The 14,595-nt window shown below is 60.2% G+C and carries 13 protein-coding genes; 8 read left to right on the forward strand and 5 right to left on the reverse strand.

The window, feature by feature from the left end:
• Positions 1-141: 141 nt before the first annotated feature.
• The gene (locus Q0601_RS04135) at positions 142-546 is read right to left on the reverse strand and encodes a group II truncated hemoglobin (RefSeq protein ID WP_305287446.1); all 405 of its coding nucleotides are present in this window, start codon (positions 544-546) and stop codon (positions 142-144) included.
• 682 nt (positions 547-1,228) lie between these two features.
• Between Q0601_RS04135 and Q0601_RS04140 the strand changes: the two genes are divergently transcribed.
• The 7 genes from Q0601_RS04140 (at position 1,229) to Q0601_RS04170 (ending at position 8,627) form a co-directional block, all read left to right on the forward strand.
• Entirely contained in the window at positions 1,229-2,362 is a 1,134-nt protein-coding gene (locus tag Q0601_RS04140) for an aminomethyltransferase family protein (protein WP_305287448.1), read from the forward strand.
• 68 nt (positions 2,363-2,430) lie between these two features.
• On the forward strand, positions 2,431-3,033 hold the full coding sequence (locus Q0601_RS04145) for a dimethylamine monooxygenase subunit DmmA family protein (protein WP_305287450.1): 603 nt from the start codon (positions 2,431-2,433) through the stop codon (positions 3,031-3,033).
• Entirely contained in the window at positions 3,030-3,977 is a 948-nt protein-coding gene (locus Q0601_RS04150; RefSeq protein ID WP_305287452.1) for a PDR/VanB family oxidoreductase, read from the forward strand. Before Q0601_RS04145 ends, Q0601_RS04150 begins: the two co-directional genes overlap by 4 nt.
• Before the next feature lie 137 nt (positions 3,978-4,114).
• The gene (locus Q0601_RS04155; RefSeq protein WP_305287454.1) at positions 4,115-5,158 is read left to right on the forward strand and encodes a heme-dependent oxidative N-demethylase family protein; all 1,044 of its coding nucleotides are present in this window, start codon (positions 4,115-4,117) and stop codon (positions 5,156-5,158) included.
• Between the two features lie 92 nt (positions 5,159-5,250).
• Entirely contained in the window at positions 5,251-6,843 is a 1,593-nt protein-coding gene (locus Q0601_RS04160; protein ID WP_305287456.1) for an APC family permease, read from the forward strand.
• A gap of 87 nt (positions 6,844-6,930) precedes the next feature.
• Entirely contained in the window at positions 6,931-7,815 is an 885-nt protein-coding gene (gene purU / locus Q0601_RS04165; protein WP_305287458.1) for a formyltetrahydrofolate deformylase, read from the forward strand.
• Between the two features lie 86 nt (positions 7,816-7,901).
• Positions 7,902-8,627, forward strand: a complete 726-nt coding sequence (locus Q0601_RS04170) for a FadR/GntR family transcriptional regulator (protein WP_305287460.1) — start codon at positions 7,902-7,904, stop codon at positions 8,625-8,627.
• On the opposite strand, the gene Q0601_RS04175 is transcribed toward Q0601_RS04170, so the two are convergent.
• The 4 genes from Q0601_RS04175 to Q0601_RS04190 form a co-directional block, all read right to left on the reverse strand.
• On the reverse strand, positions 8,575-9,888 hold the full coding sequence (locus Q0601_RS04175; protein WP_305287463.1) for an ABC transporter substrate-binding protein: 1,314 nt from the start codon (positions 9,886-9,888) through the stop codon (positions 8,575-8,577). The two genes, Q0601_RS04170 and Q0601_RS04175, sit on opposite strands and share 53 nt — an antisense overlap.
• A 229-nt stretch (positions 9,889-10,117) precedes the next feature.
• Positions 10,118-11,389 (reverse strand): glycerate kinase type-2 family protein, encoded by a 1,272-nt coding sequence (locus tag Q0601_RS04180; protein WP_305287465.1) that lies wholly within the window; start codon positions 11,387-11,389, stop codon positions 10,118-10,120.
• 6 nt (positions 11,390-11,395) lie between these two features.
• On the reverse strand, positions 11,396-12,370 hold the full coding sequence (locus Q0601_RS04185; protein ID WP_305287467.1) for an HpcH/HpaI aldolase/citrate lyase family protein: 975 nt from the start codon (positions 12,368-12,370) through the stop codon (positions 11,396-11,398).
• A gap of 115 nt (positions 12,371-12,485) precedes the next feature.
• Positions 12,486-13,142 carry a response regulator transcription factor gene (locus Q0601_RS04190; RefSeq protein ID WP_305287469.1) on the reverse strand — a complete coding sequence of 219 codons (657 nt, stop codon included), beginning with the start codon at positions 13,140-13,142 and terminating at the stop codon, positions 12,486-12,488.
• Positions 13,143-13,334: 192 nt separating this feature from the next.
• Between Q0601_RS04190 and Q0601_RS04195 the strand changes: the two genes are divergently transcribed.
• A complete protein-coding gene (locus Q0601_RS04195) occupies positions 13,335-14,582 on the forward strand; it encodes an aminotransferase (RefSeq protein ID WP_305287470.1) in 1,248 nt (415 codons plus the stop codon).
• Positions 14,583-14,595 lie beyond the last annotated feature (13 nt).

A 14,595-nucleotide genomic window follows, 5' to 3' on the forward strand; every position in this document is an offset into this window, starting at 1 on the left:
AGGCGCGCCGCCTGGGTCGAAAATCTGACGGAAAGCCAAATATCCCGACAGGCGACACCTGCATTGTCGCATCTATCGTGATGGGCGGGTATCGCTTGCTGGGAACTCGGCAGCGGTCCGTTTCTTTACCGGCGGAATATGTCAGTCCATGTTTCTGGCTGTTTCGGCTGCCGTAGAAAAATGGCGCATCAGCAGGCTCGCCAGATCGCCGTCGATACCGAGATTCGCAATGGCCTTCTTCATGCATTCCAGCCAGAGATCGCGCATCTCCGGGCCGACAGGCACATGTTCATGGATGTCCTTCAGCCGCGAATGCCGGTGTTTCATCACATAATATTGCGGCCCTCCGAAGAAGCCGCAAAGATAGTTGAACTGCTCTTCTCGGGAATGGGCGACTCCGGCACCTTGCAGATGCAAAAGATGCAGCTCCTTCGCGGCCTCATCCTGTTCGACGATATCGTAGAATTCCTCGACCAGGGCGCGGATCCCGTCTTCTCCTCCAAGCTTGTCATATAGGGACTGCTTCTGCTGAGCGGCGTAATACATGGCTTGCCCTCCCCCGGAAACCCGATCCTGTAGATAGCATGAAATGAATATTCCCTCAAGGAATTTGATATTCCTTATAGGAAAATAACCTGTTGCTGATTAATTCCCTTTGACCGCGGCAATGGCTTTGCTTGTCCGCTGTGTCTATTTCCGGAAGCGTCCGTTCCTAACCGTCATCGGATTTTCTAGCCCCGGAACTGATGTTTCGATCCAGAACAAGGGGTGATTCGCGGTATTGTGGTCTGAAAAAAGGGTTTCGGTTGACCAATTTTCGAGCCCGATGTGGTCCTTGGGCACAGAACCTGCCTCCCGTTTGCCCAAAGAATTTGCAGGAAAACAATCACTAAAGTTCCTCAAGCGAAAAAATATTGCCCTATAGGAATTTTCCATGTTGTAATAGGTTCAGTCGAATGGACCAGTTTATCATACTGGTTGGACCAGACAGGGGAGGTGTCGAGGTCGTGGTTATTCGCGAGATTGCAGGTGATGACCGATATCCGGGCGCTGACGCCCCGGCGGCAGGTCATGCGGCGCGATTTTGCCGCGCGACATTCGAAACATCCGTCACGGAATATCGGGAACCGGTGCCCCGGAGAGTTTTCCAGCACCTTGTGGGGCGGCTGGCAGGCGCGTCTCCGCACCGGGTTCGAAACAGGCGCATTGCGAGAGAAGGACAGACGTCATGACAGCATCGTGGAGATTTTCGGCTCTGGCGGACCGGCACCGGGCCATGGGCTCGGAGCTCGAGGACTGGAGCGGAATGGGCACAGCCTGGAGTTACGACAAGGACCAGATGGAAGAATATATGGCAATCCGCACCAAGGCCGGGGTGATGGATGTCTCGGGTCTGAAAAAGGTGCATGTGATCGGCCCCCATGCCAGCCATGTGATCGACCGGGCGGTGACGCGCGATATCGAAAAGCTGAAGCCCGGCCGTTCGACCTATTGCTGCATGTTGAACGATGCGGGCAAATTCGTGGATGACTGCGTGGTCTACCGGATGGGACCGCACAGCTTCATGGTCGTGCATGGCGCGGGTCAGGGGCATGAGCAGCTGACCATGGCGGCGACCGGGCGCAATGTCAGCGTGATGTTCGATGACGATCTGCACGATATCTCGCTGCAGGGGCCTTTGGCGGTGGATTATCTGGAAAAGCATGTGCCGGGCATCCGCGACGTGGTCTATTTCAGCCATATCCACACGACGCTGTTCGGCAAACCCGTGACCATCTCGCGGACCGGATATACCGGTGAACGCGGCTACGAGATTTTCTGTCGCCGTCAGGACGCGCCCGAAATCTGGGACACCATCGTGGCCGAGGGCGCCGAGATGGGCATCATCCCGACCCGCTTCACCACGCTGGATTTGCTGCGCGCGGAAAGCTATCTGCTGTTCTTCCCCTATGACAATTCCGAGAAATACCCGTTCGAGAACGAAGCCTGCGGCGATACGCTGTGGGAACTTGGGCTGGATTTTACCGTCTCCAAGGGCAAGACCGGCTTCCGCGGCGCGGAAGAGCATTACCGCCTGCAAGGCAAGGAACGCTTCAAGATCTACGGCGTCAAGCTTGAAGGGACCGAGGCGGCCGAGGAAGGCGCCGTGATTCTCAAGGACGGCAAGGAGGTCGGCGTCGTCACCATCGGCTTCAACAGTCCGCTGAACAAGCACAATGTCGGCATCGCACGGATGCCGGTCGATTGCGCGGTGGAAGGAACCAAGCTGACGATCCGCAACTCGGGTGGCCAGATCCCCGCCATCGCCCATCCGATGCCCTTCTACGATCAGGACAAAAAGCGCCGCACCGCGAAGGGCTGACGCAAAATCCGGGACAGAGGGCGGCGTAAGACCGCCCCGCCCACCGTTTGACAGGGAATATGTAGCCAATGCCAGCCACGAAATTCACCCCCTCGATCATCAGCCGCCCGATCTATGGCGGGCTGACGCCGCATGGCGCCGTGCCCGCACTGATGCTTGCCAGCGGCCCCGGCGGCGAGGCGCTGCTGGACCTGATCGCGGCCGATCCGGCGGTGCTGCCTCATGCCACCGTGATCTATATCCCGGAGGGTAGCGATCTGGGCCCCCGGCTCGAGGCGCAGGGTCCGGCCAGCTATGTCGAGGCAGCCAGCTACGCCTCGATCCTGCCGCGGTTCCGCAAGCTTCTGGCAGAAGCGCTTATGAATACCCGGCTTTATCTGGCCGGAACCGAGGGGCTGATCGGTCAGGCCACCGCCGAGGCTCTGGCGGCGGGGATGCTACTCGAGGCGATCGAGGCCGAGCATCGCGGCAGTCTTGCGCGGCGCATGCAATGCGTGCACTGCAAGGGCATCACCGAGGATGTCACCACCGATCCGTTCACCTGTTCGCATTGCGGGTTGTCGCTGTTCGTGCGCGACCATTACTCGCGCCGCTATGCCGCGTTTCAGGGTGTTTGCGTCGATGCCGAAACCCCTGGCGAAGTTCCCCCAAAGCAGGAGATCAAGGCATGAGCGCCCAGATGTTGCGTGTCACCGAGATCGAGGCCCTGTCGCCGCTGGTCAAGCGTTTTCGCTTCGAGCATCCAGGCGGCAAGAAACTGCCGCTGTTTTCCGGCGGCGCGCATGTCGTGGTCGAGATGCCCGATGGCGATCTGCTGCGCCGCAATGCTTATTCGCTGATCTCGGATCCGCAGGATGGTTCGGGCTACGAGATCGCCGTGCGCCGCGAGGATGGCGGACGGGGCGGTTCCCGATTCATGCACGCAAATGTCAGCCAGGGCGATACGCTGCGGATTTCTACGCCGCTGAACCTGTTCGCGCTTGATGCGCGGGCGCGCAAGCATGTGCTGATCGCGGGTGGCATCGGGATCACCCCGATCATTGCCCAGATGCGGCAGCTTCTGCGGATGCAGGACCGGTTCGAGATCCATTATGCCGCCCGCTCGCGCAGCGAGGCCGCCGGCCTGCGGCTGTTACCCCGCCTGCCGCATATCCACAGCCATATTTCCGATGAAGGTGACCGGATGGATCTGGGGGCGATCCTCGACCGCCAGCCGATCGGCACCCATGTCTATACCTGCGGCCCCGAAGGGTTGATCACCGCCGTGGCGCAATGCGCCGCCCGGCTGGGCTGGCCGCGCGGCTCGCTGCATTCCGAAGTCTTCCTGGCTCCTCCCCCCGGCCGCACCTTCGAGGTGACGTTGGCCAAATCCGGCCGGACCGTCACGGTCGGCCCGCATCAAAGCCTGTTGGAAGCTCTGGAAGAAGCCGAGGTCGATATTGACTGGAGCTGCCGGGGCGGTGCCTGCGGCCGCTGCGAAACCGATGTCGTCTCGTGCCACGGCCGGATCGAACATAACGATCATTGGCTTTCCGAGGACGAGCATTCCTCGCAGACGAAGATCATGCCCTGCGTATCGCGCTTCCGCGGTCGCGAACTGATCATCGACCGGTAGCACCATGTCCCGCAATCGCCCGCCCCTTCTTCTTTGTCCCAATACCTCGGGGTCCGGGGGGGGGGGCCCCCGCCCCCCCCCCCCCCCCCCCCCCCCCCCCCCTCCGCATCCCGTCCGACCCAACCCAGGAGGCTGCCATGACCTTGCAGTTCAACGACGAGACGTTCCGCGACGATTACAGTTATCACAACTCACCCGACGCGATCCGGCGCTTTCCCTTCCCCTTCGACAAGGACGACTACATGTATGCGGTCAATATGGAACCGCATGGAAGCGGGCGGGCGGGCAGCCCGTTCGAGAACCGCTTCGACGTCGATGAACATTACGTCGCCGAGATGCGGGATCGCGAAATCACCCTGAAAGAGGATCCGCTGCGCTGTCAGTCGCTGCCGCATATGGAACTGGCGGGCTGGGATCTGCTGGAACTGATCATGGAGGCGAAATCCGAGGATTACCCCGAATTGTTCAGCCTGCATCGCGATGGAGACCGCTGGCACTGGATCAACCGGCCGCTGGGGATCGACCACAAATTCACCTTCCTCGACCCGACCACGCTGCCTTACGGGCCGATGGAATATATCACCCGCCAGGCGCAGGGCGATTTCGCGGTGCTGGACCAGCGCGACGGTAATCTGTGGATGGAGGCCGGTATGGTGACCAGCCAGGCCGACTGGAGCCTTGATTTCGACATCGGGATGAATTTCTTCGAATGGCACGCGCCGGTGCCTCTGGCTCATGAGATGGGAATTTTCCAGCGGGCGCTGAAATTCCTGCTGGCGATTCAGCAGGACGCGCCGTCGCGGCGGTTGAACTGGACGATGACGGTCAATCCGCGGCTCGATACCAGCCCCGAGAATTATCACAAATGGGGTCCGGAAAAGCGCACGCTGACACCCGAGAATGTCGGTGAAAAGCAATATCTGCGGGTCGAGCTGCAAACCTTCTTTCGTTTGCCGCGCTCGAACGGGCTGGCCTTCCCGATCCGCTGCTACCTGATTTCGCTGCAGGATCTGGTCACGGTGCCGAAATGGGGCCGCCGCCTGCACCGCGTGATCCGCGACCTGCCCGACGAGCTTGCAGAATACAAGGGCTTCACCGTCAACCGCCCGCTCATTGTTGAATACCTGTCCCGGTTCGATGACGGAAAACCCACCTCGCCGGGGATTTTTCCCGACGAATAGGTGGCAACGCAACAAGTCCCGCCAGAACAGGGTCGGCATCACCCGATAAATAACCTGCGTGAAAGGCCGGGATCACCAGCAGAGAGAGCGAAATGACAACAACAACCGAAGCGAATACAGACGCGGGGGAAAGTGGCACCCTGCATCGGGCGATTGGCTGGAAGGATGCCTTCTGGATGGCCTCCGGCGTGCCGGCGCTTGTGCTTTTCTCGATCGGCGGGATTGCGGCCACGATCGGCAACCCGTCCTGGATCATCTGGATGCTGTCGGTGTCATTCGGCTTCTTGCAAGCCTTCGTCTATGCCGAGATCGCCGGATTGTTTCCCAGCAAATCCGGCGGCGCATCGGTTTATGGCGCGGCGGCCTGGGTGCGATACTCCAAGATCATCGCGCCGCTTTCAGTGTGGTGCAACTGGCTGGCCTGGACTCCGGTTCTGGCCATCGGTGGAGGGCTGGCGGCGGGCTATGTCCTGACGGCGCTGTTCGGAGCCGATTCCTCGATCAACGCCTGGCAGATCACCCTGCTGAATCTCGACTTCCTCAATTCCGGCCTGACATTGCGGATCAATACGACCTCGGTTGTCGGAACCGGGATTCTGCTGGCCGTGTTCGCCTTGCAGCATCACGGCATTTCCCGGGCGGCGAAGATCCAGACTGTCGTCGGGCTGGCTGTTCTGATCCCGCTTCTGATCGTCGGCATTGTGCCGCTGCTGACCGGTGCGGTGCTGAGTGAAAACCTGACGCCGCTCATTCCGGTTTCGGGCGCATGGGATATAGAGGGGACGACCCTGTTTCTTGGCGGGTTGTTTATTGCCGCATGGTCCGCCTATGCCTTTGAGACCGCGATCTGCTATACCAGCGAATTCAAGGATCCCAAGCGGGATACGGTTCGGGCCATCATTGCCGCCGGTGTGGTCTGCGTGGTGATCTATACGCTTGTCCCGATGAGTTTTCAGGGCGTTCTGGGTGTCGATGGCATGTTGCAGCCGGGCATCGTCGACGGTTCTGCGGTCGCCGGTGCGATGGCCGGCATGGTCGGCGGCGGCGGGGTGGTCGCCAAGATCATGGTCGTCATGCTGTTCCTGGCGCTGGTGCTTGCCATCATGACCTCAATGGCCGGATCGTCGCGGACCCTGTATCAGGGATCGGTCGATGGCTGGCTGCCGAAATATCTGTCCCATGCCAATCAACATGGCGCGCCCACCAGCGCAATGTGGACCGATCTGGGGTTCAACCTGATCCTGCTGATGATGTCCGACTATCTGTTTGTTCTGGCGGTGTCGAATTGCTGCTATCTGGTGTTCAACTTCCTGAACCTGCATTCCGGCTGGCTGCATCGCATCGACAATGGTGGCGCGCATCGCCCATGGAAAGCGCCCACGATCCTGCTATGGATCGGAGGCTCCCTCGCCTTTGTCAACGCGGTCCTGCTGGGCGCCGGTGCGAATGTCTGGGGCGAAGGCACGCTGCGCTCGGCTGCGATCGCCATCGCGTTGATCCTGCCGGTATTCGCCTATCGGCATTATATCACGGACAAGGGAAAATTCCCCGAAGCGATGCTGGAGGATCTTGCCGTTGGCGGCTCCCGCGACCTGAGCGTGCGCAAAGCCGGGATGCTGCCCTATCTGACGCTTGCGGCGGGTGTGACCGTGGTCGTCATCGCCAACCAGATATTCCAGCTTTGACCGCCTAATGCGGCGCCTCTGTGCGCTAGAGAAAACAGACGATCTGGCGGGGCAGGATGCACTCCCCGCTCATGAGAGGATACATTCATGACGAAATTCTGCCTTACCGTTGCCTGCGAATCCACCCGGGGGATCGTTGCGGCCATTTCCGGCTATCTTGCCGATCAGGGCTGCAATATCACCGCCAGCTCGCAATATGACGACCCGCAGACCGGGAAGTTCTTCATGCGGGTCAGCTTCGCCTCGGAAAAGGGGACCACGCTGGACAAGCTGGGCAAGGGCTTTGCCGAGACGGCGAAATCGGGCGGCATGAGCTATCAGTTCCATGACGAGTCGGCCAAGATGAAGGTGGTGGTGATGGTCTCGCGCTTCGGGCATTGCCTGAACGATCTCTTGTATCGCTGGCGGATCGGGGCGCTTCCGATCGATATCGTGGCGGTGATCTCGAACCATCTGGACTATCAGAAGGTGGTGGTTAACCACGATATTCCGTTTCATTACATCAAGGTGACGAAAGAGAACAAGCCAGAGGCCGAGGCGGCGCAGATGCGCGTTGTCGAGGAAAGCGGGGCGGAACTGATCGTTCTGGCGCGCTACATGCAGGTTCTGTCGGACGAGATGTGCACGAAAATGTCGGGGCGGATCATCAATATCCACCATTCCTTCCTGCCGAGTTTCAAGGGCGCGAACCCGTATAAACAGGCCTATGAGCGCGGTGTGAAACTGATCGGGGCGACCTCGCATTACGTGACGGCGGATCTGGACGAGGGTCCGATCATCGAGCAGGACATCATCCGGGTGACGCATGGTCAATCGCCCGAAGATTACGTGAGCCTTGGGCGCGACGTGGAAAGCCAGGTTCTGGCGCGGGCGATCCATGCGCATGCGAACCACCGGGTGTTTCTGAACGGCAACAAGACGGTGGTTTTCCCCGCCTCGCCCGGATCCTTCTCGAGCGAGCGCATGGGATGATGCGACGATTGACCGCTGGATTCTCCGGCGAAGGGTAAGCTATCCTCCAGTCGCCCACATGATCGGGGGTTTCGGAGGAGTATAAGGTGCCGCCTGCCACTCATATCACCACGCATCCGGGACGCGGCGAGTCTCTTCCTGGCGCGACCGTTCAATATGTCATCGATACGCTGATGATGCGGATCGTGTCGCAGGAATATGGTCTGGACGAGCGTCTGCCCTCCGAGCGGCAACTGGCGCAGGACCTGGGGGTGGCGCGCAATACCGTGCGCGAGGCGCTGGACGCGATCGAGGTGCGGGGCATGATCCGCCGCCGCGCCGGGGCCGGTTCCTTCGTCATCTATGATCCTGACGGGGCAAGTGAATCGCTGGCCCCGGTCGCGGCGGAAACCGGGCCGCTGCAATTGCAGGTGATGCGCGGAATCATCGAGCCCGAGATGGTGCGGCTGGCCATCGTCAACATGCCGCCGCGGCAGATCGAGGCCCTGGGGCAGACCCTGTCGCAGATGGAGGCGGTGCAGATCGATGCGATGGCCTTTGTGCGGCTGGAGGAGGAATTTCACCGCCAGATCGCGGCGGGCACCGGGAACCCGCTTCTGATCGCCTGCTATAATCTGGTGATCGATGCCCGCCGCCAATCGTTCCGGGCGCCGATGTATCGCCGCCATCTGACCCCGAGGCGCATCGCCACCTATCAACGCGGTTACAACTCGTTGTTCAATGCAATCGCCGCGCGCGATATCGACGAAGCCTGTGAATTCATGAAGCTGTCCCTGATCGAGGACCAGAAACTTTTGCTGCAGGACGGCTGAGCGGATCGCCAAGCCGCTGATGCCAGAGCTGACCCAGATCTTCGAGCTGCCGAACCAGCTTCTCGCCGTGTTTTTCCAGCCAGCGCGATACCGAGCCGAATTCCTGGATCCGGGCACGACCGTCGCGAATCGCCACGACTGGCCAATCGCCGACCAATGCGTTGTCGATCCCGAACAGATCGCGCCCGGTCCAGGTTGCCGGACCGAAGGCATGGGGCATCTGCTGGGCGTGTTTCATCGAGGCGAGGACCGACATCGGCTCGACCGTATCGGCGATTTCGACCGCATTGTGCCAAAGATCGAGGATCGAGGCATATTCCCAGCTGACCGCGCTCCATTTTTCCGGGAAGCGCAGGTTATAGGCGTCGAAGAAGGCGCGGGGCTGACGGAAGAAGAAGGCGGTATCGGCCAGTTTCGGGTCGTCGAAATCCGGGAACTGGAAGATGAAACGCTCCATGAAATCCGCAGACGTCCGCGCGATCATCTGCGGGTAATCATCCGCCGTGCAGGCAAGGATATGCCCCTTGAAGCCCAGACGGAAAGCGGCCTCGGTCAGGGCAAGCATCATTGGCGGCGTGGATGAACACCAGCACAGCACGTCCGGCTTGTCCTCCATCATCGCGGCCACGATGGATTCGGCGTCGGTTTCACCCGGGTCGTAGCGCAGTTCCTTGATCCGCGACCAGCCGACCACATCGAAAGCCGCCCGGTATACCGCAAGAGAGGGCAGTCCCAGACTGTCGCGCTGGCTGCATAGCGCGACACGGCGGGCTGGCGGCAATTGGCGGGCGAGATATTCGACGCCGGTGACGTTGAACAGCGGATGCACTTCGGCCGGTGCGATCAGGAACGGAGTGTCCGGGGTCAGATCCGAGGGCAGCAGCGTGGCGACCAATGCCCGGCGCTCCATCAGGTAGCGCAGGGCGGGTGCGAAGCTGTCGCCGCCAAGGGTCAGGATCAGGCGTACATGCAGGCGCTCGATCATGTCGCGGGCAGCTTCCAGCGTCTGCTCGGCCCCTTGCGCGCTGTCGAACTCGATGATCTCGACGCGGTGACGCTTGCCCGACACCATCATGCCGCCGCGATCATTGATCCAGTCAGCCCATATCTGGCAGCCATCCAGCCCCGGCCGCCCCCAATATTGTTCGTCTCCGGACAGTGGTGTCAGGGCCCCGATCCGCACAGGAGATCGATTGGTTGCACCAAGACGGGGCAAGGAGCCGCTGACAGCCAGCCTCTGGGCGAAAGTCGATCTGCTCATGGAATGGTTACAGCCTTATCTTTTCGCGGAGGACCCGATTATTCCTTCCGTTGCATGATATCCGCCGATCAGTGATGTTGGAACCGGCCTGTGCCATCATTCTTTGGATATGCTTCAAAACCGGGGAGTGTCAGGACCCGGTCGAGCCGCTTTCCCTGCCAATGCGGCGATATGGATGATATTCGGATACGGCACATCGATATTCATAAAAGCATTCTATATTAATAGATTATGCGGAATATCTGAGGTCTGGGATCAGCATCACCTGAACATCTGCGACATTGGTGCCCGTGGCGCCGGTGATCAGAAGGTCGCCTGCCGCTTTCAGGGCGGCATGGCTGTCGTTATTGGCAAGCAGCGCCCCGGCGTCCTTTCCGCTGCTGCTGATCCGGCTGATGGTGCCGCCGTCGACGATCCCGCCCGCCGCATCGGTGGGGCCGTCCCGGCCGTCGGTCCCACCGCTGAGAAAGGTCCAGCCCGCCGGCAGCCGGTCGCCTTGCATGGCGACCCGCAGGGCAAGCTCCTGATTGCGGCCTCCCCGTCCGGTTCCACGCAGGTGGACGGTGGTTTCACCGCCAAATATGAGCGCGGTCGGGCCGCTAGATTCCGCTGCTTCCGCGGCTTGCAGGATCCGCGTGGCGGCATCCTCTACATCCCCGGTCAGCCGGTCGGTCACGATCCGGGCGACCCAGTCATCGCTAAGCGCAGTGCGCATCGCCTCCAGTGATTTTTCATTGCTGCCGATCAGGTGATTATCGGCGGTAAGCCGTGCGGCGGAAGGTTCCGACATTTTCAGAAGGTTGCGGGCAGCGGCGGGCAGCGCCTCCAGCAAACCGCGATCCTTCAACAGAGTTAGTGCCTGGGCGCGATCGCCAAGCGGCTTGGTGGTCGGACCGCTGGCGATCGCGCTTAGTTCGTTGCCGATCACGTCCGACAGGATCAGCGCGGTCACCGGGGCCGGGGCGGCATAACGCAGAAAGCCGCCCCCCTTCAGGTCGGATAATTGCTGGCGAATCAGGTTCATCTCGGTGATATCCAACCCGTTTTCCAGCAAGAGTCGGTTCACGTCTTGCTTGTCTTTCAGCGTAAGCGGCGGTTTTGGGGCCGGCACAAGCGCCGAGCCCCCGCCAGAGATCAATGCAATGACCTGATCGCGGGGACCGGCCTGTTGTAACAAGGCGATAATTTCCCGGCCTGCCCGTAATCCGTCTTCATCGGGTTCGGGATGGCCTGCCGTGAAGATTCGAGCACCGGGAAGGGTTTGGGGATTCTGATGATGAGTAACGCCCAGCGCTGTCACGGGGCCGGAGATATGGCGCAACGCTGCATCCAGCATGGCCGGAGCGGCCTTGCCGATCGCGATGACATAGCTGTGCCCGCCAGCCGGAGGACCGGCCGGCGGGTGCTGAGTAAAGTGCCGATCCACGGCATCAGCAGGATCCGCCGCCGCGATGGCGCGGTCAAAAAGCTGCCTTGCCAATGCGCGCATATCAGCCAACATTATCCGTTATGCGGCGATTTGCCGCGCTTTTTCGACAAGGACTTCTGCCTGCCGGATCGAGGCATAGTCGATCAGGCGGCCATCCAAAGATACGGCGCCCTTGCCGGCGGCTTCGGCTTCGGCCATCGCGGCAAGGATTTTCTCCGCGCGGGCGATTTCTTCTGCCGAAGGACTCATGACTTCATTGGCAAGCGCGATCTGGCTGGGATGGATGGCCCATTTGCCCTCGCAGCCAAGGACTGCGGCGCGATAGGCGGCGGCCTTGTAGCCATCGGGATCCGAGAAATCGCCGAAAGGTCCGTCGATCGGGCGCAACCCGTTGGCGCGGGCGGCAACCACCATGCGCGACAGCGCGTAATGCCACATATCGCCCCAATGAACCTGCCGATTCCCATCCAGATCGGCATCCGTCAGCACGGCATAGTTTTCATTCACGCCGCCGATCACCGTGGTGCGGGCGCGGGTGCTGGCGGCATAATCGGCCACGCCGAAATGCAGGCTTTCGTTCCGCTTGGACGCTGCCGCGATTTCACTGACATTCTGCATGCCGAGCGCGGTTTCGATGATATGTTCGAAGCCGATGCGTTTCTTGTAGCCCTTTGCGTCCTCGATCTGGGTCACCATCATGTCGACGGCATAGACATCGGCTGCGGTGCCGACCTTCGGAATCATGATCAGATCCAGCCGTTCGCCGGCCTGTTCGACGATATCGACGACATCGCGATACATGTAATGCGTGTCCAGACCGTTGATTCGAATCGACATGGATTTCTTGCCCCAGTCGATCTCGTTCAGGGCCTTGATGATGTTCTTGCGGGCCTGTGCCTTCTCATCCGGGGCGACGGCATCCTCGAGATCGAGGAAGATCACGTCTACGTCGGATTTCGCCGCTTTTTCAAACATTTGCGGTTGACTTCCCGGAACGGCGAGCTCGCTTCGATTGAGCCGTGCGGGGGCTTGTTCGATGGGAAAGAAACTCATGGTGGGATGCTCCTGCAGTGAAGTGAGGTCGATGGCGCTTATACAAAGGAGAAATAATATTTCCTGTCAAGAAAAAATATTTCCCGAATATTTCGCGGCGGATGGTAGGTCATGGTTACTCGTTGTCTCTGAAATTACGCTCGCCGGGAATGCGACTAGAGTAGTAAAAGGCGATTGCCTGCGCGCGATTCTTGACCGAGAGCTTGTCGTAAAGGTTCGACAGGTGGAATTTCACGGTGTTGGTCGTGATCCCCAATTCCTGTGAAAGTTGCCGATTAGTCAAACCTTTGGACAGGGCTTCCAGTATGGCGGCTTCGCGGCGGGACAATGAATGGATGGGGTCCTGCTGCAACTCGCGAACATCGAGATAGGGGAAAATCATTTTTCCCGCAGCCACGGCGGAACAAGTATCCAGCAGGGTCTCGACCGGGCCGTTGCGGGCTACGAACCCGGCAGCGCCTGCGCCCATCGCCGCGCGATGGGCATCGCTTCCCTGATCGGCGTAAACCACGATGCGCGGCGCGCTTTCCTGTTCGCGCAGAACTTCAAGCAACCGGTTGCCGCCAAGGACCGGCAGGTTCCAATCGATGATCCCGACCTGACAGGGAACGCGCATCACCGTTCCCAGAAAACCCTCGGCGGTCGCTGAAGTGGCCACAAGAGAGAATCGGGGGTCGCGCTCGAAAACCTCGGACATGGCCGACAGGACAAGCGGATTACCGTCCGCCAGCATGACCGTGATCTTGGGGTTGGAACCTTCAGCTATCTGCATTTCCTCGCCTTTTTACCAATCACCCGCCCATATGGGTAGTGAGATCTTCGTATGGAGCCGAATTGCTACCCAAATAGGTAGGCATTTTCCCATCCATATAGATACCTAAAAGCAGGATTAACTTACGTTGCGGAAATTATCCAGAAGGTGTTTCCTTAGGTTAAATAAATTTTATCTGGAGGAAATGAGCCGATGGCCGACATTACGATCTTTCCGCAGCTTGAGATTCCCGAGACGATCGCAGCGGGCCCTGGCCCGGGCAACACCGATCCGCGAGTATTGCAGCGCTTTGCCAGCGCCGGCGTTGCGGATCACATGCAGGCAGATGTCCTGCGCGGCATGATCGAATCGAAAATTATGTTACGCGAAATCATGGGAACCGGCAATATTCATACTTTCGGTGTAGCCGGAACGGGGTGGAGCGGTCTCGACACGATGTTTAGCGCCGTAATGCCCGGCGACAAGGTGGTGGTATTCACCAACGGTACCTTTTCGGGCATCGACGGGCTGACGGTTCGCATGAAGGCGGCCACTGCCGAGGAACTGGCCGCCAATTCGCTGGACCCGAAACCGGCTTCGGTGACGATCGTCGATGTGCCGCATGGCGAATCCGTGACAGGCGAGATCGTCGAGGCGGCGCTGGCCAAGCACAAACCGAAATGGGCCGCGATGGCGCATTGGGAAACCGGCTCGGGCCGGATCAATGACCTGCGCGGCTTTTCGGATGCCTGTGAAAAGCACGGGGTGATGGGGCTGATCGACGCCGTGTCATCGCTTGGGGTCGAGGATTTCCGGATCGACGATTTCCCGGGCGTGCATGGCTGGGCCTCGTGCCCGCAAAAGGGCATCTGCTGTCTGCCGCTGACCTATGCGCCGGTATCCTTTACCGATCAGTATATTCAGTCGCTCCGCGCCAGCGGCACCCGGACATTCGCGGCGCATCCGATTCTCGAGGCGCGGCATTGGGGGATCATCGACGGCAAGGATGTCGAGAAGGGCACCTATCACCGCACCCACAGCGCCTATGCCGTCGCGGCCTTTCACGAGGCGCTGCGCATCCTGTTGCAAGAGACGCTTGCCCAGCGGGCGAAGGATTACGCTTTTCACGAGGCCGCGCTGCGCGAAGCCGTCACGGCGATGGGCTGCAAGGTGACGTCGAACATGACTTCGCTGGTGGTGCTGAACCTGCCGGAAAAACTTGCCGGACGCGAGGCGGAGCTGGTGCAGTCCTGCCGGGCCGCAGGTTTCGGCATCTGGCCGACCCTGTCCGAGCCGGTTCAGGTGCGTATCGGAATTCTCAACCTGCTTACCCAACCGGCGATCACTGAAATCGTCACCCGCTTCGGTGCGGCGCTGAACAAGATGGGCGCGGATATCGACATGGCTGCGGTCACCGCAGGGGTGAACCGGCATTTCGATACCGCGATGGCGGCGGAATAACGGCGCTCAAGGG

Origin of the sequence: Paracoccus wurundjeri (genome assembly GCF_030678915.1) — a bacterium.
GTDB classification, from domain to species: Bacteria; Pseudomonadota; Alphaproteobacteria; order Rhodobacterales; family Rhodobacteraceae; genus Paracoccus; species Paracoccus onubensis_A.

Coding starts and splice junctions, on each gene's coding strand:
- Q0601_RS04175 (WP_305287463.1), bottom strand. CDS start 9,888: ATGAGCAGATCGACTTTCGCCCAGAGGCTGGCTGTCAGCGGCTCCTTG.
- Q0601_RS04180 (WP_305287465.1), bottom strand. CDS start 11,389: ATGTTGGCTGATATGCGCGCATTGGCAAGGCAGCTTTTTGACCGCGCC.
- Q0601_RS04150 (WP_305287452.1), top strand. CDS start 3,030: ATGAGCGCCCAGATGTTGCGTGTCACCGAGATCGAGGCCCTGTCGCCG.
- Q0601_RS04155 (WP_305287454.1), top strand. CDS start 4,115: ATGACCTTGCAGTTCAACGACGAGACGTTCCGCGACGATTACAGTTAT.
- Q0601_RS04185 (WP_305287467.1), bottom strand. CDS start 12,370: ATGAGTTTCTTTCCCATCGAACAAGCCCCCGCACGGCTCAATCGAAGC.
- Q0601_RS04145 (WP_305287450.1), top strand. CDS start 2,431: ATGCCAGCCACGAAATTCACCCCCTCGATCATCAGCCGCCCGATCTAT.
- purU (WP_305287458.1), top strand. CDS start 6,931: ATGACGAAATTCTGCCTTACCGTTGCCTGCGAATCCACCCGGGGGATC.
- Q0601_RS04195 (WP_305287470.1), top strand. CDS start 13,335: ATGGCCGACATTACGATCTTTCCGCAGCTTGAGATTCCCGAGACGATC.
- Q0601_RS04190 (WP_305287469.1), bottom strand. CDS start 13,142: ATGCAGATAGCTGAAGGTTCCAACCCCAAGATCACGGTCATGCTGGCG.
- Q0601_RS04135 (WP_305287446.1), bottom strand. CDS start 546: ATGTATTACGCCGCTCAGCAGAAGCAGTCCCTATATGACAAGCTTGGA.
- Q0601_RS04160 (WP_305287456.1), top strand. CDS start 5,251: ATGACAACAACAACCGAAGCGAATACAGACGCGGGGGAAAGTGGCACC.
- Q0601_RS04140 (WP_305287448.1), top strand. CDS start 1,229: ATGACAGCATCGTGGAGATTTTCGGCTCTGGCGGACCGGCACCGGGCC.